This window comes from Ruegeria sp. BE3 (assembly GCF_056538865.1).
In genome coordinates, this window is sequence record NZ_JBQFTW010000001.1 from 381,574 (window position 1) to 406,448 (window position 24,875).

The 24,875-nt window shown below is 59.3% G+C and carries 27 protein-coding genes; 15 read left to right on the plus strand and 12 right to left on the minus strand.

Going from position 1 to position 24,875, the window contains the following annotated elements:
- Positions 1-8: 8 nt before the first annotated feature.
- Together argF and ACR0AZ_RS01825 are read left to right on the plus strand one after the other, a co-directional pair.
- Complete coding sequence (gene argF / locus ACR0AZ_RS01820) at positions 9-935, plus strand: ornithine carbamoyltransferase (RefSeq protein ID WP_480657137.1); 927 nt, start codon at positions 9-11, stop codon at positions 933-935.
- A 56-nt stretch (positions 936-991) separates the two neighbouring features.
- Positions 992-1,336, plus strand: coding sequence for a 5-carboxymethyl-2-hydroxymuconate Delta-isomerase (locus tag ACR0AZ_RS01825; protein ID WP_480657138.1), 345 nt, complete (start codon positions 992-994; stop codon positions 1,334-1,336).
- 27 nt (positions 1,337-1,363) lie between these two features.
- Here the strand turns inward: ACR0AZ_RS01825 and ACR0AZ_RS01830 are convergent, their stop codons facing one another.
- Together ACR0AZ_RS01830 and ACR0AZ_RS01835 are read right to left on the minus strand one after the other, a co-directional pair.
- Positions 1,364-1,960, minus strand: coding sequence for a ferric reductase-like transmembrane domain-containing protein (locus ACR0AZ_RS01830; RefSeq protein WP_480667133.1), 597 nt, complete (start codon positions 1,958-1,960; stop codon positions 1,364-1,366).
- A 6-nt stretch (positions 1,961-1,966) separates the two neighbouring features.
- Positions 1,967-2,446 carry a twin-arginine translocation pathway signal gene (locus ACR0AZ_RS01835; protein WP_480666629.1) on the minus strand — a complete coding sequence of 160 codons (480 nt, stop codon included), beginning with the start codon at positions 2,444-2,446 and terminating at the stop codon, positions 1,967-1,969.
- Positions 2,447-2,599: 153 nt separating this feature from the next.
- Between ACR0AZ_RS01835 and ACR0AZ_RS01840 the strand changes: the two genes are divergently transcribed.
- The 3 genes from ACR0AZ_RS01840 to ACR0AZ_RS01850 all read left to right on the plus strand — a co-directional run bounded on the left by ACR0AZ_RS01840 (position 2,600) and on the right by ACR0AZ_RS01850 (position 5,573).
- Positions 2,600-3,439 (plus strand): phytanoyl-CoA dioxygenase family protein, encoded by an 840-nt coding sequence (locus tag ACR0AZ_RS01840; RefSeq protein WP_480666630.1) that lies wholly within the window; start codon positions 2,600-2,602, stop codon positions 3,437-3,439.
- 129 nt (positions 3,440-3,568) lie between these two features.
- On the plus strand, positions 3,569-4,534 hold the full coding sequence (locus ACR0AZ_RS01845) for a pirin family protein (RefSeq protein WP_480666631.1): 966 nt from the start codon (positions 3,569-3,571) through the stop codon (positions 4,532-4,534).
- Between the two features lie 64 nt (positions 4,535-4,598).
- Positions 4,599-5,573 carry a 2-dehydropantoate 2-reductase gene (locus ACR0AZ_RS01850; protein WP_480666632.1) on the plus strand — a complete coding sequence of 325 codons (975 nt, stop codon included), beginning with the start codon at positions 4,599-4,601 and terminating at the stop codon, positions 5,571-5,573.
- 65 nt (positions 5,574-5,638) lie between these two features.
- On the opposite strand, the gene ACR0AZ_RS01855 is transcribed toward ACR0AZ_RS01850, so the two are convergent.
- The 3 genes from ACR0AZ_RS01855 to hrpB form a co-directional block, all read right to left on the minus strand.
- Entirely contained in the window at positions 5,639-7,117 is a 1,479-nt protein-coding gene (locus ACR0AZ_RS01855; protein WP_480666633.1) for an inorganic phosphate transporter, read from the minus strand.
- A gap of 90 nt (positions 7,118-7,207) precedes the next feature.
- Complete coding sequence (locus ACR0AZ_RS01860) at positions 7,208-7,666, minus strand: NUDIX hydrolase (RefSeq protein WP_480666635.1); 459 nt, start codon at positions 7,664-7,666, stop codon at positions 7,208-7,210.
- 183 nt (positions 7,667-7,849) lie between these two features.
- The gene (gene hrpB, locus ACR0AZ_RS01865) at positions 7,850-10,288 is read right to left on the minus strand and encodes an ATP-dependent helicase HrpB (protein WP_480666636.1); all 2,439 of its coding nucleotides are present in this window, start codon (positions 10,286-10,288) and stop codon (positions 7,850-7,852) included.
- Between the two features lie 120 nt (positions 10,289-10,408).
- Between hrpB and meaB the strand changes: the two genes are divergently transcribed.
- The 6 genes from meaB (at position 10,409) to ACR0AZ_RS01895 (ending at position 14,362) form a co-directional block, all read left to right on the plus strand.
- Positions 10,409-11,392: a methylmalonyl Co-A mutase-associated GTPase MeaB gene (gene meaB / locus ACR0AZ_RS01870; RefSeq protein ID WP_480469216.1), complete on the plus strand. Its 984-nt coding sequence runs from the start codon at positions 10,409-10,411 to the stop codon at positions 11,390-11,392.
- Between the two features lie 127 nt (positions 11,393-11,519).
- A complete protein-coding gene (locus ACR0AZ_RS01875) occupies positions 11,520-12,662 on the plus strand; it encodes a Hint domain-containing protein (protein WP_480666637.1) in 1,143 nt (380 codons plus the stop codon).
- A 169-nt stretch (positions 12,663-12,831) separates the two neighbouring features.
- Complete coding sequence (gene rpmB, locus ACR0AZ_RS01880; protein WP_008756960.1) at positions 12,832-13,119, plus strand: 50S ribosomal protein L28; 288 nt, start codon at positions 12,832-12,834, stop codon at positions 13,117-13,119.
- A 185-nt stretch (positions 13,120-13,304) separates the two neighbouring features.
- Positions 13,305-13,448 (plus strand): hypothetical protein, encoded by a 144-nt coding sequence (locus tag ACR0AZ_RS01885; protein ID WP_480469218.1) that lies wholly within the window; start codon positions 13,305-13,307, stop codon positions 13,446-13,448.
- 74 nt (positions 13,449-13,522) lie between these two features.
- Positions 13,523-13,873 carry a hypothetical protein gene (locus tag ACR0AZ_RS01890; protein ID WP_480666639.1) on the plus strand — a complete coding sequence of 117 codons (351 nt, stop codon included), beginning with the start codon at positions 13,523-13,525 and terminating at the stop codon, positions 13,871-13,873.
- Positions 13,874-13,921: 48 nt separating this feature from the next.
- Entirely contained in the window at positions 13,922-14,362 is a 441-nt protein-coding gene (locus ACR0AZ_RS01895) for a copper chaperone PCu(A)C (RefSeq protein ID WP_480469220.1), read from the plus strand.
- Positions 14,363-14,454: 92 nt separating this feature from the next.
- Here the strand turns inward: ACR0AZ_RS01895 and ACR0AZ_RS01900 are convergent, their stop codons facing one another.
- Positions 14,455-15,063 (minus strand): HdeD family acid-resistance protein, encoded by a 609-nt coding sequence (locus ACR0AZ_RS01900; protein ID WP_480469221.1) that lies wholly within the window; start codon positions 15,061-15,063, stop codon positions 14,455-14,457.
- 64 nt (positions 15,064-15,127) lie between these two features.
- Positions 15,128-15,829: an NAD-dependent deacylase gene (locus ACR0AZ_RS01905; RefSeq protein ID WP_480469222.1), complete on the minus strand. Its 702-nt coding sequence runs from the start codon at positions 15,827-15,829 to the stop codon at positions 15,128-15,130.
- Positions 15,830-15,856: 27 nt separating this feature from the next.
- Here ACR0AZ_RS01905 and ACR0AZ_RS01910 point away from each other — a divergent pair, with 27 nt between their 5' ends.
- Both ACR0AZ_RS01910 and ACR0AZ_RS01915 read left to right on the plus strand, forming a co-directional pair.
- Complete coding sequence (locus tag ACR0AZ_RS01910) at positions 15,857-16,306, plus strand: low molecular weight protein-tyrosine-phosphatase (protein ID WP_480469223.1); 450 nt, start codon at positions 15,857-15,859, stop codon at positions 16,304-16,306.
- A 242-nt stretch (positions 16,307-16,548) separates the two neighbouring features.
- Positions 16,549-17,340, plus strand: coding sequence for an inositol monophosphatase family protein (locus tag ACR0AZ_RS01915; RefSeq protein ID WP_480666640.1), 792 nt, complete (start codon positions 16,549-16,551; stop codon positions 17,338-17,340).
- Between the two features lie 3 nt (positions 17,341-17,343).
- Here ACR0AZ_RS01915 and ACR0AZ_RS01920 read toward each other — a convergent pair whose 3' ends face one another.
- Genes ACR0AZ_RS01920 through ACR0AZ_RS01940 form a run of 5 tightly spaced genes read right to left on the minus strand, consistent with a single transcriptional unit; the run spans position 17,344 to position 22,742 of the window.
- Positions 17,344-17,910, minus strand: a complete 567-nt coding sequence (locus tag ACR0AZ_RS01920) for a histidine phosphatase family protein (protein WP_480666641.1) — start codon at positions 17,908-17,910, stop codon at positions 17,344-17,346.
- Positions 17,911-18,981, minus strand: a complete 1,071-nt coding sequence (locus ACR0AZ_RS01925; RefSeq protein ID WP_480469226.1) for an ABC transporter ATP-binding protein — start codon at positions 18,979-18,981, stop codon at positions 17,911-17,913.
- Positions 18,978-21,194: an ABC transporter permease gene (locus ACR0AZ_RS01930; protein WP_480469227.1), complete on the minus strand. Its 2,217-nt coding sequence runs from the start codon at positions 21,192-21,194 to the stop codon at positions 18,978-18,980. Before ACR0AZ_RS01930 ends, ACR0AZ_RS01925 begins: the two co-directional genes overlap by 4 nt.
- Complete coding sequence (locus ACR0AZ_RS01935) at positions 21,195-22,220, minus strand: ABC transporter substrate-binding protein (protein WP_480469228.1); 1,026 nt, start codon at positions 22,218-22,220, stop codon at positions 21,195-21,197. It abuts the gene before it with no gap.
- Between the two features lie 57 nt (positions 22,221-22,277).
- Entirely contained in the window at positions 22,278-22,742 is a 465-nt protein-coding gene (locus ACR0AZ_RS01940; RefSeq protein WP_480469229.1) for an NUDIX hydrolase, read from the minus strand.
- 244 nt (positions 22,743-22,986) lie between these two features.
- On the opposite strand from ACR0AZ_RS01940, the gene ACR0AZ_RS01945 reads away from it, so the two are divergent.
- Together ACR0AZ_RS01945 and phnD are read left to right on the plus strand one after the other, a co-directional pair.
- Positions 22,987-23,796 carry a DeoR/GlpR family DNA-binding transcription regulator gene (locus tag ACR0AZ_RS01945; protein ID WP_480666642.1) on the plus strand — a complete coding sequence of 270 codons (810 nt, stop codon included), beginning with the start codon at positions 22,987-22,989 and terminating at the stop codon, positions 23,794-23,796.
- Between the two features lie 60 nt (positions 23,797-23,856).
- The gene (phnD, locus tag ACR0AZ_RS01950; protein ID WP_480469231.1) at positions 23,857-24,831 is read left to right on the plus strand and encodes a phosphate/phosphite/phosphonate ABC transporter substrate-binding protein; all 975 of its coding nucleotides are present in this window, start codon (positions 23,857-23,859) and stop codon (positions 24,829-24,831) included.
- The last annotated feature ends 44 nt before the right edge of the window (positions 24,832-24,875 follow it).

A 24,875-nucleotide genomic window follows, 5' to 3' on the forward strand; every position in this document is an offset into this window, starting at 1 on the left:
GAAATAAAATGAACCACTTCCTTGATATCCACAAAACGGACGCAGGTGATCTGCGGAACATGATCGATCAGGCCGGCGCGATGAAACAGGCGCGCCTCGGTCGTCCCAAAGCCGCCCCGGACGATGAGCAGCCTCTGGCAGGCCGCATGGTTGCGCTGATCTTTGAAAAGCCGTCAACCCGGACCCGTGTGTCCTTCGACGTTGGCGTGCGCCAAATGGGCGGGCAGACCATGGTGCTGTCCGGCAAGGACATGCAGCTGGGCCATGGTGAAACCATCGCCGACACCGCCCGCGTCCTGTCGCGCTATGTCGACATGATCATGATCCGGACCTTTGACGAAACGATCCTGACCGAGATGGCAGAATACTCGGACGTGCCCGTCATTAACGGCCTGACCGATCGCACGCATCCCTGTCAGATCATGGCCGATGTCCTGACTTTCGAGGAACACCGAGGCCCCATCGCAGGCAAAAAGGTGGTCTGGACCGGTGATGGCAACAATGTCTGTGCTTCGTTCCTGCACGCCGCAGGTCAGTTCGGTTTCGACCTGACCTTCACCGGCCCGGCACAGTTCGACCCCGAGGAGGAGTTCATGGGCTTCGCCCGCCAGAAGGGCTCGAAGATTGTGGTCGAACGGGATGCCTACAAGGCGGTTGAAGGGGCCGACCTCGTGGTCGCCGACACCTGGGTCTCGATGCACGATTCCCAGTCCGCCAAGGAACGCCGCCACAATCTGCTGCGCCCCTATCAGGTCAATGCCGACCTCATGTCGCATGCCAAGCCGGATGCGCTGTTCATGCACTGCCTGCCCGCGCATCGCGAGGAAGAGGCCACATCCGAGGTCATGGATGGCCCGAACTCGGTGATCTTTGACGAGGCTGAAAACCGCCTGCACGCGCAAAAGGCGGTCATGCGCTGGTGTCTGGGCGTCTGAGGCTCGCAGCAATCAGAGAGAGCCATAAAGGGCTCTCTTAAATCTCGGAGCATTCAATGCCACACGTCACCCTGGAATTCTCTGCCGGGCTCGAAAACTCTCATGATTTTCAAGCCATCTGCGAACAGCTCTATTCTGTGCTCGCCGCGCATGAAGAATTCGATGCCCCAACGCTTAAAATCCGTGCCACCTCGTTCCGGTATTTCCACATCGGGACCGAACCGCAAACCTTCATCCACGCCACGCTCTTGTTGCTGCAGGGCCGGGATGAGGCGACGCGCGCCGAGTTGAACGCGATTATTCTGAATGTTCTGGCTGCGTCTGCGCCCACGGTCGGCAGCATCACCGTGCGGGATGTTGAAATTGATCGCGCGACCTATGCCAAACGCCTGTCAGTCTGACGCGGCCTTGGCTCGCGCATGGGACCTCTAAGCGCGCCGGGTCACATCCCAGATCCGCAATCTGGCGAGCGTAGCTACGCACGCTAGAACTACTAGCACACACAATGCGATCTTGGTCATGATCTCCATCGTGCCTTCAATCAGCAGGGCATGCACGACACTGCCCAGAATGGTCACCAGCGCCAGCCCGGCATGACCCAGACGCCAGAGCCGAAATCGCAGGTTCAGGCGTAGCCGCAGAACGCCCATCGTTGCTGCAGCAAAACCCGTCCACATCGCGATCACACCCCAAACGGAAAAAGGCGTGGCCGACACGAACAGCAGCGCGTCCACAACATCCGGCGGGCTCGTGATCCACAAACCACCCACATGGATCAAAATCGCGGCGACAAGGGCCAGACCGCACCGCCTGTGCCACACGCGGCTGCACACTGGTGAAAGCCCAGGCAACCAGCGTCCGGCGAGCAAAGGTTGCATCAGCAGAAGGCACATCCCGAAGATGCCCGCAAACCCAGCGAGGATATAGATCGGCTCACGCCACGCCAGATACGGGCTGAACGTCGCCGCGATGACCGGCACCAGAAGGGCGGCGGACAACGCCGCCCAGATCAATACACGCCTCAACACGTATCAGGCGGGCTGCAAGACGAAATGCGCGGCAAGCGTTTTGTCCTTCGCGCTCGACATCACCGGGCGCAGGAACACCGTCTCGAATTCGCCGCTGTCATAAGCCAGATGCCCGTGCGGTTGACCAAAGGCGGGCACAATCTGCGGCATCTCAAGCCGGAATTCTCCGTTGGCATCCGTCAGCGTCGCGCCATGGCTGCGCTGATCGCGCTCATGGCCTTCGGTCGTATGCGCCCAGATCTGGATTCGCTGGCCGGGCAGGGGGGCTCCGTCGCCCGCGCGCCGCACGGTGCCAGTCATCCAGAACCCGCCACCGCCGATGCGCTCCACGATCGGTGCGCCCGGACGATAGTTGTTCGACCCACCTCGCATCGACGGGGTGGGGGCCAAACCATTGGCCCGCGCGGGAACCATCAGCCCCGAAGCCAAAACCGCCCCGCCCGAGGCGATCAGAGAACGACGCGTGAGTAATGAACCGGTCATGGAACCCTCTTTTTGCGACCTCATCTGCCCCTGAAATATAGCACGCTTCTCGCGCATTCCGAGGTTGCGTTGCGAATTGTGATTTACTTTGACGCGGCAGGTGACCGCTGCAATCCTGACCACAGCTTGGTTTCCATCAGAAAGGCCGGTGTCATGAGCTTGACGGATCGCATCACACTAGATGAGATCGCCGCATTCCAGCGCGACGGAGCCGTGGTTCTGCGGTCCAAATTTTCGGATCATTGGCTGACCCAGCTGCGCAACGGCATCGACGCGGACCTTGCCAATCCAACCGAAAACCTGACGCGGCACACCAAAGACCCCGATGCGCCCGCATATTTCGAGGATTATTGGGCCTGGAACAAGATCCCCGAATTCAGGGATTTCGTCCACAACTCCCCCTGCGCACCACTGGCTGCTCAGCTTCTCGACGCGCCTTCGATCAATCTGGTGATGGACAATTGGTTCCTGCGTGAGGCCGGATCAACCTCGCGCCCACCCTTCCATCAGGACCTGTCTTATTTTGATTTCGAGGGCACGATGTGCGTGCTGTGGCTGCCGCTTGAACCGGTAACCAAAGAAAACGGCATCGCCTTCGTCCGCGGCTCGCACCTTTGGGATAAGCTCTTCATGCGGGTGCGCTTTGCCGACGGGCATCCCAGCTATGACCCGACCGAGGTCGCGGGCCTGACCTATCATCCGCCCCCGGACGTGAACGCCGACTCCGCAGCGTATGACCTGCTGCAATGGGATATGGAGCCCGGCGATTGCATCTTTTTCGACATGCGCACCCTGCATGGCGGGCTGTCCTCGGTAACGCCGACCGAAACGGTGCGCCGTTTCACGCTGAGGATGACCGCACCCGATGGCGTGATCCGCTATCGCGGGGATTGGGCCAAGGGTGAGCGCGCGCAGTTCGCGGCGGAAGGCTACAGCGAAGGCGACCGGATCGACGGCGCCTTCTTTCCGCAGCTTTGGCCGCGCGATGCATGAGGGCGCTGGGGTTGGTCCATAACGGAAGAACTGCACGATTTATGTGCGATTATGCGAATTACTTTCCGAATATTTGCCTTATATTCTGCATGAGTGAACCAAAACCCCTTGCCAATGGGAGATGCAGGAATGAGCTGGAACCCAACCCACAATCCCGAATGCCTGTCCGAGAACCCCGCGCTTGAGACATTGATCATCCCGCGCGCCCGCGATCTGGGCGGGTTCGAGGTGCGCCGCGCGCTGCCTTCCGTCAAACGGCAACTGGTTGGCCCGTTCATCTTCTTCGACCAGATGGGCCCGGCCGAATTCATCACCGAAGGCGGCATCGATGTCCGCCCGCACCCCCATATCGGCCTCGGTACCGTGACCTACCTGTATCAGGGAGAGTTCGAACATCGCGACAGCCTCGGCACCCATCAGATGATCTATCCGGGCGAGGTCAACTGGATGGTTGCCGGGCGTGGCGTGACCCATTCCGAACGCACCAGCGATGAGACGCGCGGCAAGAAACACAGCCTGTTCGGTATCCAGACCTGGATCGCCTTGCCCGAAGCGCATGAGGACATGGCCCCCGATTTCGAACATCACAAACAGGGCGCGCTGCCGCATATTCAGGATACCGGCGTCAGCGCCCGCCTGATCCTCGGCTCGGCCTATGGCGAGACCAGCCCGGTTACTATGCTGTCCGAGACCTTCTATCTCGACGTCCAGCTTGCCCCGGGCGCGTCCTTCCCGTTGCCCGACAACCACGAGGACCGGGGTGTCTACGTCACCGAAGGTTCGGTCGAAATCGCGGGCGACAGCTTTGACGCAGGCCGCATGATGGTGTTCCGCCCCGGCGACCACCTCTCGGTCAAGGCCGGACCTCTGGGCGCGCGCCTGATGCTGCTGGGCGGCGCGACCCTGAACGAAGATCGTTATATCTGGTGGAATTTCGTGTCTTCTTCGAAAGAAAAGATCGAAACCGCCACCCGCGAATGGAAAACCGCAGATTGGGCAAACGGGGCCTTCCACCTGCCGCCCGGAGACGATCAGGAGTTCATCCCGATCTCGGAAGAACTGGAACGCACACGACCAAGACTGGCACGGGTCTGACCTCACGTAACGCTGGTCTCCTTCGCCCGTCCCGGCGATCCTTCCCGATAACGGAGGGTGCATCATGAAGATCGTCATTGCGGGGGCGGGCAGCATCGGTTGCTATTGCGGCGCATTGCTGGCTACTGCAGGTCATGGCGTGACACTTCTGGGCCGCGCCCGCGTGCTTAACCCCATCCGTGCCCAGGGACTTACGGTGACGGATTTCGCCGGCCTGACCCGGACCATTCCCGCCGATCAGCTGACTCTCACCCAGGAACCCGCCTGCCTCGCCGATGCGGATCTGATTATTGTCACGGTAAAATCCGGCGCAACTGTGCAGATGGCAGACTTGATCGCGGCTTATGCCCCGGCGAATACCACGGTTCTGTCCTGGCAAAACGGCATGGACAACATCCAAGCCTTGCGCGCCGCATTGCCTAAACATGATGTCCGCGCGGGCATGATCCCCTTTAATGTCGTCCCAACAAAGGAGGCCACTTATCACCGCGCCACCTCAGGCGAGATCATCATCGAAACCGGCCCCGGCGCTTTGGCCGATCACCTCAACTCCGCCGATCTGCCGGTTCAGGAAAGCGATCAAATCGAAGCAGTGCAATGGGGCAAACTGGTGATCAACCTCAACAACGCATTGAACGCGCTCTCGGGCCTGACCCTGCAGGCGCAACTGCGTGACCGCAACTGGCGCCGCCTGATGGCCGATCAGATGGCCGAGGCGCTTATGGTCCTCAAAACCTCCGGTATTCCCGTCGCCTCCACCACGCCGCTGCCCGCTTGGACGACCCCGTATATCCTGCGCCTGCCCACACCGCTTTTTACCCGCATCGCCGCAAAGATGCTGACCATCGATCCCAACGCGCGCACCTCGATGGCATATGACCTGATGGCTGGCCGCCCCACGGAAATCGACAGCCTGCAAGGCGAAATCATCCAGCTGGGGCGCAGTTGCAACCTCCCCACACCACTCAACAACCAAGTTGCCCGATTGATCAAAGAGGCTCCGAACACACCTCTCAAACCCCACCAGATCAGGCTCTGATCCGCTGCTTCATCTGGCCAAAAATATCCCGGAGCGCGAGGCAGAGCCTCGCAAAATCCTCAAACTCAGCCAAATGCCGTAAGTATCCAGAAAATCACCGCGGATATCACGGCCGCAGCCGGTACAGTCACGACCCAGGCCGCAATGATGGTCATGAAATGCGACCGCCGCACCAGCTTGCGTCGACGGTGTTCCTCCCGTGCCAGCCGCAACTCGGCCGGGCGCTGGCGGTTTGATAGTTTCCACCGCCGATCCGCCTGCCATTCGCGATAGAACCCCACGCCAAATACCGCGCCCACAGCGATATGGGTCGAGCTGACAGGCAGCCCCAGCCAGCTTGCCACGATTACGGTAATCGCCGCCGACAACGCCACGCAGAAGGCGCGCATCGGGTTCAGCTTAGTGATCTGGCTGCCCACCATGCGGATCAGCTTGGGGCCGAACAGGAACAGGCCAAAGGAAATCCCAAAGGCCCCGATCACCATGACCCAGCTCGGGATCGAGACCTTCGCAGCAAAATCCCCGAACTCTGCGGCATGTACAATCGCTGCCAGCGGACCCACCGCATTGGCCACGTCATTCGCACCATGGGCAAAGCTCAGAAATGTGGCCGAGATCACCAGCGGCAGGCCAAACAAGGTCTTCAGCGACCGGGTACGGTTTTCCATCCCCTCAGATTTACGCCGCACCCAGGGCACGGTCACGGCCCAGGCCAGCGCGCCAAATATCAGCCCGATCAGCAGCGCCATCTGCAGGTCGATCTTGACGATCCGCTTCAACCCCTTGACCGCAAGATAGGTGGCAAAAGCCCCGGCCATCACCGCGACCAATATGGGAACCCAGCGCCGGGCCGCCGCGATCTTGTCGTCCTGATACTGGATTTTCGACTTGATCAGCGCCAGAAACCCGGCGGCAATCACCCCGCCCAAAACTGGAGAGATCACCCAACTGGCCGCAATCGCACTCATCGTGCCCCAGCTCACCGCGCTCAGCCCTGCCGCCGCGATGCCTGCCCCCATGACACCACCCACAACCGAATGTGTCGTCGAGACCGGCGCACCCACCCAGGTCGCCAGATTGACCCACAGCGCAGATGAGATCAGCGCCGCCATCATCGCCCAGATGAACACGTTGCTGTTTTGCACCGACATCGGGTCGATGATCCCCTTGGAAATGGTCGAGACCACGTCGCCCCCCGCCAGCAGCGCACCGGCGCTTTCGGCAATGGCTGCGATCAGAATGGCGCCGCCCATGGTCAGCGCATTGGCCCCCACCGCCGGACCCATGTTGTTGGCCACGTCATTGGCACCGATATTGATCGCCATATAGGCCCCGAACGCCGCCGCGGCTGCCACAAGCAGCCCGCCTTCGGCCTGGCCAAACAGCACCGCAGCGATCAGCCCGGCCAGGGCGATGAACGCCAGCGCGATGCCGGGGGCCAGCATGGGACGGGCCACATGCGCATTGGCGTATTCCACACGTGAAATGCGGTGAAGATCGCTGTCCAGCGCGTGCCAGCGGGATTTGGGGGTCATGTCAGACATCAGATTTTCAGGGCCTGTTTGAATTGGCCCACGCCGCTACTCCTTTCCTCAAGGGGCAGCAACCGGTGTCGTCAAAATTTTACAAAATTGTTACATTTGCCGTAGCAAATCCTGCAATTCGGGCTCCTGCACCCGTTCTGCCGCAACCTGAGGCGAGACCCAGCAGCGGGTGCGTTGATCGACCTCGGGATAGTCCTCGGCCAGCTCGGTCACCTCGACATGGTAGACACTGGTTCGGACAGGTTGGGCCGAGCCATCTTTCAGGGTCTTATTGTACGAAAACTGCCCAACCGGGTCTTTGCGAACACCTGCGGCGCACACACCGGCCTCTTCCCACGCTTCCTGCAACGCAGTCTCAGCGCCATCCAGCCCGTCAATCGGCCAGCCCTTGGGGATGATCCAGCGCCCGGTGTCGCGGCTTGTGATCAGAAGAACCTCTTCGCGCGACCCCGCACCACGGGTGCAAAGCGCCGCGACCTGTACCCGGTTTGGGCGCAGGATCATCGGTCGGGCAACTTCTTCCCAGATATTACGCAGCCATTTCGTCATATATCGCTTGCCTGAACAGGTTCATTCTTACTTTGAGACCTTAATTAATGATGTATAGCACATGAAACAATATTGCTGTTGGAAAATGGGTGATTTTGACCGAATTTAAAGGGCGTGAGTCATATATGTGACCTTTGAGTCAAAATTTGTGGCCGTTTTTTCGCAAAACCCACGCCGCCCGGCTCACGGTTTTCGCCGTTTCGCCCTCAGGGTCGGGTCAGCCTGGGTGGGATCTTCGGGCCAGGGATGTTTGGGATATTCCGCCCGCATGTCCTTGCGCACATCCGCATATGACCCGGCCCAGAATCCGGGCAGGTCGCGGGTGATCTGAATAGGGCGCTGGGCGGGTGACAGCAGAGTGATCTTCAACGGCTCACGCCCAACTACCGGGTGCTGGGTCACACCGAACAGCTCTTGCAGCCGAACCGAGATTTCCGGCACCGCGCCGCCATAATCAATCGGCACCTTGCGCCCCAAGGGCGTCACGAACGACCCCGGCGCGCGCCGGTCCAGTTCCTGCGTCTGCGCCCAATCCAGTCGGGCGCGCAGTGCGGGCAACAGATCAAAACGCTTCCAATCCTCGGCGCTGCGCACACCCGAAAGCATCGGAAGCAGCCAATCCTCCAACCCATCCAGCAACCCCTGATCCGAGAAATCGGGCAGGTCGATCCCGCCCGCCCGTACCAGTTCCACCCGTGCCGCCAGCCGGGCCGAGGCCCCTTGCAGCCGAATACCCAGATCGCGCACCCCGTCCAGCATCGCCCGCGCCACCGCGTCCTCGGGCACATCCTTCCAGATGCGGTCGTCCAGAGTGATCGCCCCGAACCGCTCCTGTCGCCGGGCCACCACGCGGCGTTCCCGTTTGGACCACGCGCAGCTGTCGACCCATGCAATCTGGTCGCCAAACAGATCGCGGATTTCCCCTTCGGAAATCTGCGCCGCCATGCGGACCCGAGCCTCGCGCGGGTTTCCATCGGTATCCGTCACCACCAGATAAGGCGCACTTGCCAGCGTATCACCGCTCTCCAGCACCACGCCTTTGCCACCCGAGAGCACATAGCGCGGGATATCGCCCTTGCGCCGCTGTCCGACCCGGTCGGGGTAAGCCAATGCGGCCATCGCCGCTGGGCTTAGATCGCCTGCGCCCTTGGCCTGCGCCTTCAAGCGCTTGGTTTCGCCCTTTATCCGATCCAAAGCCCCGAGATTGACCTGCCAGACCCGATTGCGCTGAAACGCCCGCACGTCACGCAGCGCCTCCAACCGCAGCGACAGATCAACCGGGGCACCCCGCAGCGGGTCCCGGTCCGCCATCAGTGCCGCCAAAGGCGCAGCCTCTGCCCCTGCGCGCACCAGCATATGCCCCAGACGGGGATGTAGCGGCAGCGCGGCAAGCGCGCGTCCATGATCGGTGATCCGCCCATTGCCATCTAATGCGCCCAGCATCCGCAACAAGGCTCGCGCCTCGGCCAACGTCCCGTCAGGCGGCGCGGTCAGAAACGCCAGATCATCGGGTTCTGCGCCCCACAGCGCCAGTTCCAACGCCAGCCCCGTCAAGTCGGCCGCCTCAATCTCGGCAGGCGGGTAGGCGGCCAGCGCGCCTTCTTCGCCTTTGGCCCACAGGCGATAGCACACACCCTCTGCCACGCGGCCTGCACGCCCCGCGCGCTGCGTGGCCTCGGCGCGCGTCACGCGTTCGGTCACCAGTCGCGACATGCCGGACCCCGGATCGAACCGCGCCCGCCGCGCTTGCCCCATATCCACTACCACGCGGATATCGGGAATGGTCAGCGAGGTCTCGGCAATCGACGTTGCCAGCACCACCTTGCGCCCTTCCTTGACCGGCGCAATCGCCGCGCGCTGCGCTGCGAAGGGCAGGGCACCGAACAAAGGTCGCACAGTGCAGGCGTCGGGCAACCGGCTGTTCAGCGCGGTTTCGGCGCGGCGTATCTCTCCCTCGCCGGGCAGGAAGACCAGCATCCCCCCGCTCGTTTCTCGCTCGGCCCGCACCACCAGATCGATCAGCGCATCCAGCCGCCGGGCCTGCGCGCCCAGAGGTTTCTCAAGCCAGCGCGTTTCAACCGGATAGCTGCGCCCCTCGGACGTCACCAAAGGCGCATCCATCAGCCGGCCCACCGGTTCCGCATCCAGGGTGGCCGACATGGCCAACAATATCAGGTCATCGCGCAGCGCCCCGGTCACCTCAAGACACAGCGCAAGCCCCAGATCGGCATTCAGAGAGCGTTCGTGAAATTCATCGAAAATCACCGCGCCCACGCCCGGCAGGTCGGGCTCGGATTGCAGCATCCGGGTCAGAATGCCTTCGGTCACCACTTCGATCCGCGTGGCCTTCGACACCTTCACCTCGCCGCGGACGCGATAACCCACGGTCTGCCCCACCGGTTCGCCCAGCGTCTCAGCCATGCGCTCGGCGGCGGCGCGTGCGGCCAGCCGCCGGGGCTCCAACATCACGATCCGGCCTTCGCACAGGTCTGCCTGCAACATCTCAAGCGGCACGCGTGTCGTCTTACCCGCGCCCGGAGGCGCCTGCAGCACCGCGCGTCCATGCGCATGCAAGGCGTTCAGAAGATCGGGAATGGCGTCATCGATGGGCAACCGGGTCATATCGCCTTATCGCCAAAGCCCCGGCCAAGGTCCAGCATCCCATGGCCGCGTCAGAGTAGGGGCTGGACAAACCGGTGCATCCCCCCTCATCTAAGGCAAATTCCAGCCGGGGGCTTACCAATGAACACTGCCGAGCTTGGCGACAGGATCTTGAACGGAGACCGCAGGGCACTGGCCCGCGCGATCACGCTTGTCGAAAGCGGGCGCGCCGACCATCGCGCGCAGGCCACCGCGTTGCTCGATCAACTGGCCAAAGCCGAACGTCAGGCGCTGCGCATCGGGCTGTCGGGCACGCCCGGTGTGGGCAAGTCCACCTTCATCGAAAGCTTCGGCATGATGCTGACGGATCAGGGGCTGCGCGTTGCCGTACTGGCCGTCGACCCCAGCTCGGCCCGGTCGGGCGGGTCCATTCTGGGCGACAAGACCCGGATGGAGCGGCTGAGCCGCGAGAAAAACGCCTTTATCCGCCCGTCGCCCAGCCAAAGCCACCTCGGCGGTGTGGCCCGGCGCACGCGCGAAGCCATCGCGCTGTGCGAGGCGGCCGGGTTCGACGTGGTGTTGATTGAAACCGTCGGTGTCGGCCAATCGGAAACCGTGGTGGCCGAGATGTCTGACCTGTTCCTGCTGCTGCTTGCGCCTGCGGGCGGGGATGAGTTGCAGGGCGTCAAGCGCGGCATCATGGAGATGGCCGACGTCATCCTGATCAACAAGGCCGATGGCGATCTGAAAGCCACCGCCACCCGCACCTGCGCCGACTATGCGGGCGCGCTGCGCCTGTTGCGGAAACGCCCGCAAGACCCCGAGGGCTTTCCCAAGGCCATGACCGTCTCGGCGGTCGAAGAACACGGGCTCGACCAGGCCTGGGCCGAGATGCAGGATCTGACCAAATGGAGGAGAGAGGCCGGTCACTGGGACAGCAACCGCGCCGCTCAGGCGCAATACTGGTTCGAGCAGGAGGTCCGCGCCGCGCTGTTGGCCCGCCTGTCGACCGCGCAGTCGCGCTCGGAGATGGAGCGTCTTGGGGCTGAGGTCAGCAGCGGGCATCTCAGCCCCTCGGCGGCCGCGGAACAGATGCTGAGCACGCTGATGCCGGAACGGGCCTGACCCTTTATCCGGGCCGGTTCACGCGGCGGAGTTCAGCTATAGGTTGTGCTCTGGGCTGACCTGTGGTGAAAATGGTGATATCATCAGACTTTAGACCGTCAGGCTGAATGCTCAGGAGCCGCCGCCAATGCCCGATATCAACGGCACCAATGGCAATGATGATATCGATGTCACCAATGACAACGGTACCCTGAACGGGAATCCGGCCACGCCGCCAGTGACAGGTGTGCGGGGGCTTGGTGGCGATGACGATATCGACATCATCAACAGCACGATTACCGGCAATGTTCTAGGTAACGCTGGCATTGACACAATCACCGTCTCGGGCAGTACGATCGGCGGGCGCGTTGCGGGCGGGGCCGATGCTGACACCATCGATATCAATGGATCGACGGTTGGCAATATCCGGTTGGGCGGCGGCAACGACACGCTGAACTTCACCGCCACCACGGTCACCGGCGACATTCGCGGCGGCGGCGGCACAGATACGCTGAACCTACCGGTCGGAACCGTGATCAATGATGATGTATTCGGTACCATCACCGTTGAAGATGGGGTCGGCTACTCGATTTCCAGCGGCACCTTCACTCTGCCGTCGGGCATTACCGTCACCTATTCCGCCTTTGAAAATGGCAGCGGGATTCCCTGTTTTACCCGCGATACACGGATCACGACACCGCATGGGTCTGCTCCGATCCAGTCCCTGCGCACCGGTGATCTGATCCCCGCATTGGGGCCGGGGCCTCAGCCCATCCGCTGGATCGGTCGCCGTCGCTTTGAAAGGGCGCACCTGCAAGCCAATCCCAAACTCTGGCCCGTGCGCATCCTTGCCGGCGCGCTGGGCGGTGGGTTGCCTGCGCGCGATCTTCTGGTTTCGCGCCAGCACCGTATGCTGGTGCAGTCCAGAATCGCGCAGCGCATGTTCGGTGAAACCGAGGTGCTGATCCCGGCCATCAAACTTACAGCGCTGCCGGGCATCTATGTCGATGACAGCGTTGATAGCGTCGAGTATTTCCACCTGCTATTCGACCGCCACCAAGTGATTTTTGCCGAGGATGCCCCGACCGAAAGCCTCTATACCGGGCCCGAAGCGCTGAAATCGCTTAGTCTTGCATCACGGCATGAAATCTTCGGAATCTTTCCCGAACTGGCCGAGATGAACTACGTCACGGACCCGGCCCGTCTGATCCCGCGCGGGCGTTTGCAGGCACAGCTGATCGCCCGGCATCTGAGGAACAACAAACCCCTGTTGCAGACCCCGGTGATGTAGCGGAAAAGGAATTCAGCGCCTGCGCAAAGATTTCGCTGCAGCCGTCTTGACCCTCCGCGCGATTCCCACTACACGCATCCAACCAGTTTTCGGGCGCGACTTCGGGTTGCGCCCCTTGTGATTTGGCCGCGGGTCTTGTACCCGGCCTCCAGAAACAAAGGAAGAAACCATGTCGCGCCGTTGCGAACTGACCGGAAAAGGCCCGATGACTGGCAACAATGTCAGCCACGCCAAAAACAGAACTCGTCGTCGTTTTCTGCCGAACCTGAACGACGTCACCCTGCAGTCCGAAACCCTGGGCCGCGGCGTCAAGCTGCGCATCTCGGCGGCTGCCCTGCGCTCGGTCGACCACCGTGGTGGTCTGGACGCGTTCCTGGCGAAAGCCAAGGATGACGAGCTGTCCGCGAACGCTCTGAAAGTGAAGAAAGAAATCGCCAAGGCACAAGCTTCGGCCTGATCGCTTTCTCAAGCGAGAATTCAGCCCTGCACCTCGCGGTGTGGGGCTTTTTCTTTTTTGTCTCTGCGTGCACGCACGGGATTGTCCTCGAATTAATGATAAAATGCCCCGTTTGGTGATGTTGTTCACAGAACGCCCGATGAATATTGCATATGTTTACGCCTATTCATGGTGAGGGGGGCCTCATGTCTTTTAAAGTAACGAATTTCCTGTTGTTGTTGCCAACCACGATCATAACCGCAGTGACGCGCTGCACCCGGATGCAACGCCGGGTGAACCGTCTGCATACGGGTCTGAACACCGAGTCGGTCAAGCCGCCCAAAAACTGAACCGAGCCATACTGTCTCAACCCTCCCTTTCTGCTTGATGCGGTTCGGGAGGGAAGCCTATATCTTGGCCTGAGATGACGAGCTTTTTTCGCACATTGCTGCCTTATGCGCTGTCCCTGCTGCTGATCCTCACCGGGCAAGGGCTGGCTGGGTCGCGCGGTATGGATCGCGCGGTCGGGCAGATGGTGCTGTGCACCGGCTCGGGGCCCGTTGTCGTCTATATGGACGCCGAGGGCCAGCCGACCCACGCTCCGCACTATTGTCCGGACTATGCGCTGGCGCTGCTTGGCGCGATCCACGAAGCGCCCATTGTTGTACCTCAGGCCCCGTCCCGGATGCAGGCCGCGCCTCTGTTGCGGTCGCATGACCTGATTTCCGCACCGCTGCCGCTGCACCCGGCACGTGCGCCTCCGTTCTTTGTCTGATTCCGATTCCCAAACCAAATTCAGACATTTACTTGAGGAGAGGTCAAAATGACTCTCAAATCCACCCTGCTTGCAACCCTGACCACAGTGGCCCTTGCGACTGGAGCCATGGCCGCTGATGGGATCACGGTCGACGACCCCTATGCGCGGTCTTCGAGCAAGACTGCCAAGGCCGGTGCGGCCTTCATGATGATCCAGAACCAGAGCGACACCGACGACCGCCTGATCGGCGCAAGCTCGGACGTGGCGGCGCGGGTCGAGCTTCACACGCACGTGGTCGATGACAACGGCGTCGCCAAGATGATGCATGTCGAGGAGGGCTTTGCCATTCCGGCCGGTGGAACCCACATGCTGCAGCGCGGGGGTGATCACGTCATGTTCATGGGCATCAAGGCTCCGTTCGAACAGGGGGCGACCGTTCCTGTTACGCTGATTTTCGAACAGGCCGGAGAGGTCGAGATCGAAATCCCCGTCGATCTAGAGCGATAAGCCAAAGGCAGGGGCTGGTATCAACGCCTGTCTTCGGGCCGCGCAGCGGCCGTCATCCATGCGTCAGGCCGGGCATTGCCCGGCCTGTTTCGCTACCGGTTGACGACTCGCATTTCCAGCCGATCGCCAGCCTTTTTGAACCGTGCGGCCAGAAAGAACATCACTACGGCAGAGGTCAGCGCGAAGAATGCAATCGCCCAGCCCAGTGCAACCATCCCGCTGCCGGGCCAGAAGATCAGCACCAAACCAATGATCAGCGCGAAGATGCCTGAGTTGCGCACCGTCGCGCGTTCCGGGTCTTGGGGGTGCATCTGCGGCAGCGCCATGAGCGAGCCGATGGCCACGAACAGCGCCATTGCCCCCATCAGCGTGAATGCCAGCCAAGCCACACCCTGTGGCCAGATCAGCAGCACCAGTCCGATCAGCGCAGTGCCGATCCCGACGCCGCCGACCAGCCCGCGCCGCCCGAACCCCAGCCAGGTCAGCGCGCCATCCAAAATCAGCAGCGCCCCGACCAGCCGCAGCAGCAGCGATATGCTGCTGGTGGGCCAGAACAGAGCTGCGATGCCGATCAGACCAGCCAGAATCCCGCGCAGCAGAAAAGTCCACCACAGGCTGGCCAGATTGGTGCTCAGCGTATCACGGGCGTCGATGCTGCTCTCGTCAAGGATCTCTCCATCTTTGGGCGGTAGATTAGTCATGTCACTCACTCGGCTTCCTGTTTCCTGCACCATAGACGGGAGGATGCGCCATTGTCTGCCCTTATCACGTGCTGCCGCGGGCCAGCAGCCCGTCGACCCAGCGCGGGATCACCTCCGACGCGGGCCCCAGATGGGTTTCGTCGAAGATCGAGCCTCCGGCAGACGGTTCAAGGTTCAACTCGACCGTTCGCGCGCCCACAGCCCGCGCCTCTTGCACGAAACCCGCCGCAGGATAGACCTGACCCGAGGTCCCGATTGAGGCAAACAGGGTGGCTTCGGTCAGGTGATCGTAAATTTCATCGATGAAATAAGGCATCTCGCCGAACCACACCACGTCCGGCCGGGCCGAGGGCTGCTGACAGACGGGGCAGGGTTCGCCCACCTCCATCTCGGGCGGTGAGGTCCAACGGTGCCCGCAAACTCCGCACAGAGCCCCCGCCAAGGTGCCATGCATATGGATCACCCGCTCTGCCCCTCCGGCCTCGTGCAGGCTGTCGACATTCTGGGTAACGATGACCACCTCTCCGGGCCAGTCCTTCTGCAGCCGCGCCAGCGCCTGATGGGCGGCGTTGGGCTGAGCCTTGGCGGCCTGAACGCGGCGGGCATTGTAGAACTGATGCACAAGCGCCGGGTTTCGGGCAAAACCCTCGGGCGTCGCCACATCCTCGATCCTGTGCTGCGCCCATAGCCCGCCTTCGTCGCGGAAGGTGCCCAGCCCACTTTCGGCCGATATCCCGGCCCCGGTCAGAATGACGATCTTTTCCATGCCCGCCTCTCGCGCTACACCAGTCCTATGACACAGCGTATCCTTTTCGTCTGCCTGGGCAATATCTGCCGCTCTCCCGCCGCCGAGGGTGTTTTTCGCGCGCGCGCCCCGCACCATCAGACCGACAGTGCCGGAACCTCGGGCTGGCATATCGGAGACCCGCCCTACGGCCCGATGCAACAGGCCGCCCGTGCCCGCGACATTGACCTCAGCGACCTGCGCGCCCGTCAGTTCGTGGCCGAGGATTTCTACCGCTTCGACCTGATCATTGGCATGGATGCCGACAACATCACCAATATCGAAGCCCTGCGCCCCGACGGCAACGGAACCCCGGTCCGCCTTCTAACCGAATTCGCGCCTCACACCGATGCAATCCATGTGCCCGATCCGTACTACACCCGAGATTTTGACGGAGCATTGGATTTGATTGAGGCAGCGGTGGACGGGCTCGCGCTTCACCTGCGGAGCCAAAACTGATCGCTCTGGCAGTTTTTCAGACGCGTCAAAACGGGTTAATGGCGACTTCAGAGGCCAATCTGGGCAATAATCAGCAGACTATCAAATGTGAGGATGATTGAGGAAGAGATCCTCAATACAAACCTTCCAGGCTGGCGGCATCGAAATAGTCCCAAAAAACAAGCGAAACAACTCTGTGATTGCCAGGCATTCGCTTGACCTGCAATGCTCAAGGAAATTCTCCAACCGGAAAAGGTCCGCGCATGTCTCAACTTTCAGAACGCAGAGATTTTGCCATCGCGGTCTGCGAGGAGGCTGGGGTAATTGCCCAAAAGTACTTCGCGGATCGAGGTAGTCTTGTTGTTGATCAAAAAGGCGCTCAGGACTGGGTCAGCGAGGCGGACAGGAATGTCGAAACTTTCATCCGCCAAAAGATAGCAGAGGCGTGGCCCAAAGATGGGGTTTTTGGTGAAGAGCACGGTGCGGCCACGGGAGAGAGCGGTTTTGACTGGGTGATTGACCCAATTGATGGGACAACGAATTTCGTCAACGGCATACCAGCATGGACTATTGTTCTTGCCGGTGTCACCCGAGGACACGCGGCGGTAGGTGTGATCCGCGATCCAAATATGGATGAAACTTTTGTGGCAACGCGCGGAGAAGCTTCGACACTTAACGGATCACCAATGCGCGTCGCATCAGGGGTAGCGCTGCGGGACGGAACAGTCGCCGTGGGGTATTCTAACCGGGTCGAGACCCGCCATGTTTTACCAGTTGTCGAGAAGCTGATCGAGCACGGAGCTATGTTCCACAGAAACGCTAGCGGAGCGCTTTCGTTGGCCTACGTCGCTGCTGGGCGACTTTTGGGTTACGTGGAAGAACACATGAACGCCTGGGATTGTCTGGCTGGGCAATTGCTGATCTCGGAAGCCGGGGGCGTTGTTGAGGATCAGAATGCCGATGCGATGATCCGAGAAGGCGGGCGCGTAATCGTGGGGACTCCGGAAGTGTTCGAGACGCTGCGCGAAATCGCAGAGAGCGCTTGGAACGCCTAACGTCTATGCCAAGGCGACCCAACATGAGTTAGGCCTAAGCGTCTTTAAATCTGCCTGCCAGAAATGGCCTTGTGAGGGCTGGTCGTGTTTACGGTCTATCGAACACTCCGACAGTGCGCACCATAGCAACGTGCCGACCGCTCCGTGCGTAACAATTGCAAGATCACCGGTGTCATGCGTCTGGATAATCTCGGTGACTGTTCGATGAATGCGTATCTGCGCCTCGATAGCTGTTTCCCAACCGCGATAGCTGACTTCCGGCTGAGCAAAGAAAGCATCAGCCGCTGCCTCGAATTCGTCCCGGGGCAAATAACCGGTAGCGCTGCGGTCGTTCTCGCCAAGACCCAAATGGTAATTCACGGGAAGCGTTCGTAGTGCAGCAAGAATTGTGCCTGTTTCATGGGCCTTTTGCTCGTTGCTTGCCCAGATTTGCGTGATATTCGACAAGATTTCACTGGTTGCAAATTCAGTGGCGCGTCTGCGGCCCGTCGCGCTCAGACCCCAATCTGTGATCGGGACGTCCGGATCGATTGAGACCTCGGGGTGTGTGATGACAATAAGTTTCGGCATTTAGTCTGGCAAAAGCACTGGCCCTTTTTCGGTAAAACCCATCCTGATTTCGGTGCCGGGTTCAAGCGGCGCATCAACATCGTCGTGGACGGCAAACACCTGTCCAAATTCACCTGTCAGCGTGTATTCCATCCGAACGCCCACATAAGTCGCCTTGGCCACCGTGGCCGGTATGCCCTGATTGGAACCGATCACCAGACGTGAGGGTCGCACCGCGATGGTCGCTGTCCCTTCGGACAATCCGCGGTGTGGCAGCGTATGGCGATAGCCTTCGATCTCGATGGTTGCCACGTCGCCATCGATATCAACAATCTGGCAATTCAAAAGGTTTGCCTCGCCTATGAAATCGGCAACAAACCGGTCATTGGGGGCATCGTAAAGCTGGCGTGGAGTGCCTATTTGAGCGATCGCTGCGTTACGCATAACAACAATCTCATCCGAGACCGCCAGTGCCTCTTCCTGATCGTGGGTCACGTAAACCACTGTCAGGCCAAGGTCTTGCTGGATTGCCCGAATGTCCTCACGCACCTGACGGCGAAGTTTGGCGTCGAGATTGGACAGCGGCTCGTCGAACAGCAACACTTGTGGTTCAAGAACCAGCGCGCGCGCGACGGCAACACGCTGTTGCTGGCCGCCGGATAGTTCCGAAGGAAGGCGATTGTCGAACCCCTGAAGACCAACCAACTCCAAACCATACAATGCGCGGCTGCGAGCCTCATCTTTTGCAAAGCCCGAGAATGTGAGGCCATACATCACGTTCTCCAGCACGCTCATATGAGGGAACAGAGCGTATGACTGAAATACCATGGATACGTCGCGGTCGGTGGCTGGCAGTTTGGTCACGTCCCGGTCACCAATCAGGATCTTGCCAGAGCTTGCCATCTCCAACCCTGCAATCATGCGCAGCGTTGTTGTTTTTCCGCAGCCCGACGGACCAAGTAGTGTGACGAGTTTTCCCGCCTCTACGTGCAGATTGATGTTATCGACGGCGACGACGTCCTTGCCGAACACTTTCGACACATCCTCAAAGCGTACCGGGGCGGCCTTGGAACCGATTTTGGTGTCGGTCATGGCGATGTCTCCGTTCCGTGCTGCGTGCGCCGGCCAATCTGGACCCGGCCGACGAGAAGTTGCAATAAGCCGACTGCCGCGAGCATCACGAAGATCAGCGTCGTCGAATAGGCGATCGCAAGGCCATAGTCGTTATTCTCGACCCGACCGATGATGTAGCTGGTTGCCATGTCATACTCCGCGCTGACCAGAAAGATGACGGCTGAGATTGCCGTCATGGCCCGAACAAAACTGTAGACAAGCGCAGCAAGTATCGCAGGGCGCAGCAGCGGAAGGATGACATTTCGGAACGTCTGCCATGAGTTCGCGCCAAGAGTCAGCGAGGATTCATCAAGACTGCGGTCCAGCTGTGACATGCTCGCGATTCCCGCACGAACGCCGACCGGCATGTTTCGGAAGATGAAGCTGACCACGAGGATGACGCCTGTGCCAGTGATTTCGATTGGCGGAACATTGAAGGCCAGAATGTAGCTAACGCCAATTACCGTGCCGGGGATGGCGAAGGACAGCATGGTGCCGAACTCAAAGGCGTTCTTGCCCGCAAAACTCTGTCTGGTCAGCAGATAGGCCGTTACCAGCCCAACGGCGGCAGTCAATGGCGCTGCAATGGCTGCGATTGTGATGGTGGTCCAGAAACTGTCCCACGCGGCGCCGGTCCAGCGTATGCCCTCTTCTTCGAAGCGAACTGAGAATGCGGTGATGTAGTGCTTGATTGTCAGTGAATTATCGACTCCCCACAGCTCGACCACACTGCCGTAGATGATCATCGCATAGACAATAATTGTGAACAGTGCCCAACCCAAAGCGATGAGCAGTACAGGAACCGAAAGGCCGGTTGGCATCAACGGATGCACTCCCGCATCGCCTTTGCCTGTGACGGTTGTGTAGCTCTTCTTTCCCAGCCAGACGCGCTGCGCATAAAAGGCCGAAAGAGTAAAGAATAGCAGAACCATGGCTAGAACCGCGGCTCGGCCCTGATCGTATTGAGCACCGACGATTGCGAAGAATATCTCGGTCGACAGCACGTCGAAATTCCCGCCCAATACAAGCGGGTTTCCGAAATCAGCCATGCTTTCGATGAAGCCCAGAAGAAATGCGTTCGCAAGACCCGGTCGCATCAGGGGCAAGGAAACCGTCTTGAACGTCTGCCATCTGCTGGCGCGGAGCGTTTGGGCTGCTTCCTCCATCGACGGAGAGACGCCTTCAACCACGCCTATGAGTACGAGAAACGCAATTGGCGTAAACGCGAGTGTCTGCGCGATCAGAATGCCTGGCATTCCGTAAAGCCAGCGCGTCGGTTGTGTGCCGAGAAGTTCGGCAAAAAAACGGGTGACAGAGCCGGACAGGCCAAAAAGCAGGATGAGCGCTAGGCCGATCACGAATGGCGGGGTGATTATTGGCAAAACCGTCAGGGCCCGCAGTGCGCGCTTGTAGCGAAAGCCCGAGCGCGTCACGACCAACGCGAAGCACAGACCCAGGACCGTGGTGATGACGCCGACAAGGATGGCGAGGAACAGTGAATTCCAGGCGGCACCGCAGCGCGCGCCCTGAAAACACCCCAGACCCCACAGTCGATCATCAAAAAACTTCGAGAAGAATACCGCGATGGAATACGCACCGTCTTCGGTGATGAAGGCTGCGAAAAGCATCTTGGCGATAGGGAAAAAGACAAACGCGGTGACAATTGTAATTACGCCGCCGATAGCGCTGACGACAAATACATCACCGTTAATGGCACCCCTTGCCGCGATCCCCTGAGTAAGCAGGAACAGAAAGCTCGAGGCACATATCATCGCGCCATAGCCCATGCCGAACTGACGATCGCCAAGTTCGCCAAACATCGCCTCCAACCAATCGAAGTTGAAGCCCCTGATACCGATGCTGAATCCCTGAGCGATCAGCCAGCCAAAGCCGAGCGCTCCGGACAGGATCAGCATGCGGGCGTAAAGCGGGTCAGATTTGGTGCGCTTCAACACCAGAAGCGGGAGGGCGAGGGCGATTAGAAGCGGAGCGAGCCAAAGTTTTTCGCCTTGTCCAATCAGAAACGCAGCGGGGGCATAATCCTCATCGAACGGGTAGCCATCCAAAAGCCACTCGAACGACCACAGGCCGCCGTCAACCATGTACCAGGGCAGCAGGCAGAATCCGACCCACCCGGCGATGATCCAAAAGATCAGGACCGGATGGGTCGTTTTTGAGTTCTGGTCAGTCATTTATTGCGGCAGAGTCGAAACCTCTTCGTCCCATTTTTGCAATAGACGCTTCCGTTCGTCTGACGAGCCATACTTTTTAAAGTCGTAGTCAATCAGCTTGATCTGGCTCATGTCAGGCGCGCTTTCCGAAGTTTCCGCGCCCTTGTTCGATGGCACCTGAAACGCGTTGACTTGAAGGGCAAGGTTCTGAGCTTCGGGCGACAGGGCCCAGTCATAGAACTTCTTCGCCTCTTCTTCGTTGCGGGCTCCGTCAATAATCGACATGGAGCCAATTTCGTACCCGGTGCCTTCGCAGGGTGCGACGACCTTGATCGGGAACCCGGAAACGGCCTGTTTCACGGCGTCATGCATGAAGACGATACCAATTGTGTTCTCGCCACGACCGGCGGCCTTGATCGGCGCCGAGCCTGACTTGGTATATTGGTTGATGTTCGAATGCAGGCCCTTCATGAACTCAAAGCCTTCATCCTCACCGAAGATCTGCACCATTGAGGCCAGCGTCGTATAGGCCGTGCCCGACGAGTTCGGGTTGGCCATCTGAACGTGCCCTTTGTATTCGGGCTTCAGCAGGTCTTTCCAGCAGGCAGGTTCGGGCAGGTTGTTTGCCGCCACAAGATCGGCGTTGTAGCCATATCCAAGCGCGCCCGAATAGATGCCGATCGTCCTATTGCCAGCACTCTCGGCCTGAGATATCGCCCAATCATGAAGCTGGTCGCGCATTGGCGATACATATTCCATTGTCAGACCTTCTTCAGCGGCTTGCAAATGCGGATCACCCGTGCCACCCCACCAGACGTCTCCTTTGGGGTTCGAACTTTCGGCGCGGATTTGCGCAAAGGTCTCGCCTGACGATTTTCGCGTCATATTGACGTCGATGCCGGTCGCATCTTCAAAGCTGCGCGCCATCAGTTGGCACCAATCTTCTTGCGCCGAACAATAGAGGGTCAGCTTCTCGGCCTGTGCTGCCGACAGTGACGCGGCAAGGGCAATCAGTGATCCGACTGCAGTGGATGTCAATTTTCTCATCTTTTCCTCCCTTTTGTGCTTAATGCATCCCGGCTTCCCGGTCTTTTATGTCTTTCCTCAAGCAGCTTTTCGAAGCTTCTTCACGACAGATTTAACTTCTTGATCGTCTGTTAGATTTTTCAGCAATTGTGACAGGTCTCTTTCTTCGACCAGCTTTGCGGCTTTTGCCGGTGAAAACCAGTGACGCGTCCGCTCACCTTCTTCCTTCCAGCGTCGCTTCAGCTTTTCAACGACCATTGGATAAAGGGTGACGCGGCAACGAACGCTGCTTCGACCTTCGTACCGCTTGTCGTAGAAAAAATGGCCGATTGACCGTTTCGAGATCGTACCGACTGCGCCCGCTTCTTCCTGAGCTTCTATTTCAGCGGCATGCCATGGCTTTTTGCCGTCCATCAGCCATCCCTTTGGGATAACCCACCGACCAGTATCTCGTGAAGTGACCATCAGAACACGCAACTTGCCAGCCTTGTCCCAGCGCATCGGAAGCGCCGCAATCTGATCTGCCGTTTCGCCGTCGCTCATACTGTCTCTCAATGCCATATGATCAAATCCCAAAAGGAAACTGCCTTACTAGCAAATTGGCTGGTTAAGACGTCCCTTCGATTTTCATTCTGAATTTGATCAGTCTGTGCATCTTTACTCTGTGCTTTGAAATATTTGGAACTTCTCGAATTCTCACAACCTTTCGAGGGTTATGCAACAAAAATTATTGCAAAATGTCCGAAAGCCCACAAAAGTAGATTTCGAAACCTAGTCGGGTCGTCGGATGTCCAAAACCAAAACGCGCGGTAAAGTGTCTGAGAAGAACCAGAGCAGGGTCAAGAAGTCCGACCGGCGCCAACAGATATTGTTGGAGTTGAAGTTGCGCCCGCACGTTCGCATCAACGAACTCGCACAACGGTTCAACGTCTCCAACGAGACGGTACGCAGGGATTTCGATGCCCTGTCGAATGACGGCTTGATCGCGCGCGCGCATGGGGGGGCATCAGCCCCTGCGCAAGGGCACTATCCAGGTTTGGATGAACGGACAAATGCGCAGGTTGAGGAACGCGAGCGGATAGGTGTTACGGCGGCAGAACTGATCCGGGCCGGTGAAACGGTCATGATCGATTCCGGCTCGACCACCATCGAGATGGCGCGTGCGCTGGCTTATCTCGGCACCCATTGCACGGTGATTACCAATTCAATTCCCGTTGCGATGACCCTCGGCCATGGGGCTGCGCAGGTGCTGTTGTGTCCGGGGGAATATCTGGCAACTGAATCTGCAACGATCGGAACCGAAACGCTGGAATTTCTGTCCCGTTTCAACGTCGACAGGTGCATGATCGGATCTTCGGGCTTCTCTACCGAAGGTCCGTCAGAGACAGTGCAGGGTTTTGCTGCAGTAAAGAGGATGATGCTGACGCGTGCCGAAAAGCGACATCTTCTTATTGATTCCGGGAAGTTCGGCCGCAAGGGTCTGTCCCAAGTGGGAGATATCAACGGCCTGGATTCTATAGTTACCGACAAAAAACCAACAGGAGAATTGCGTAACGCTATTGAGGGCGCCGAGGTCGATATTCTCGTCGCCGGGTAGGCAAGACATGATTCATTAACAGCGGATCGATAGAGGACCGCGAATGACTGGGAGGAAAATATGAAGATCGATATCAAACTGTTGATTGGGGCATCCGCAATCGCGCTCATGTCGCTGAGCGGGACGGCGTCGGCGCAGGATTGTCCGCGCGGTGACCTGGACGAGCGTTTTTGTGACGCAGATGGGGATTTGATTGCGGATATCCCCACCGATCCCTCTGAACAAATTGATCCTGACACCCTGATTTTTGCATATACGCCGGTTGAAGATCCCGCCGTATACAAAACCGCCTGGTCTGATTTTCTTGACCACTTGAAAGCGGAAACCGGCAAGGACGTTGTCTTCTTTCCAGTTCAGAACAATGCGGCCCAGATCGAAGCGATGCGTTCTGGGCGTCTGCATATCGCGGGCTTCAACACCGGCTCTAACCCGTTGGCGGTAAACTGCGCCGGGTTCCGGCCATTCACGATCATGGCTTCGAAAGACGGTAATTTCGGTTATGAGATGGAAATCATCACTTATCCGGGTTCGGGCATCGAAAAGGTCGAGGACATCAAGGGCAAGCAACTGGCCTTTACCTCACCCACATCCAACTCAGGCTTCAAAGCGCCCTCGGCAATCCTGAAAAGCGACTTTGATCTTTTGCCCGAACGGGATTTCGAACCTGTCTACTCGGGCAAGCACGACAACTCGATCCTGGGTGTTGCCAACAAGGATTACCTGGCGGCGTCGATCGCGAACTCGGTAAAATCGCGGATGATCTTGCGCGATGTGATCAAGGAAGATGATGTTGTAACGATCTACAAGTCGCAGACCTTTCCAACCACCGGGTTTGGTACCGTCTACAACCTGACGCCCGAGTTACAAGAGAAGATCCGCAATGCCTTCTTCAACTTTGACTGGGACGGCACGACCCTGGAAGCTGAGTTCTCGAAATCGAACGAAGGCCAGTTCCTTGAGATGACCTATCAGGAATTCTGGGATGTCATCCGTAAGATTGACGCAGCAAATGGCGTCTCCTACGCCTGCCAGTGATCTTTGGCTAATTCGGCGGGCCTGAAAGGGCCCGCTATTCACCC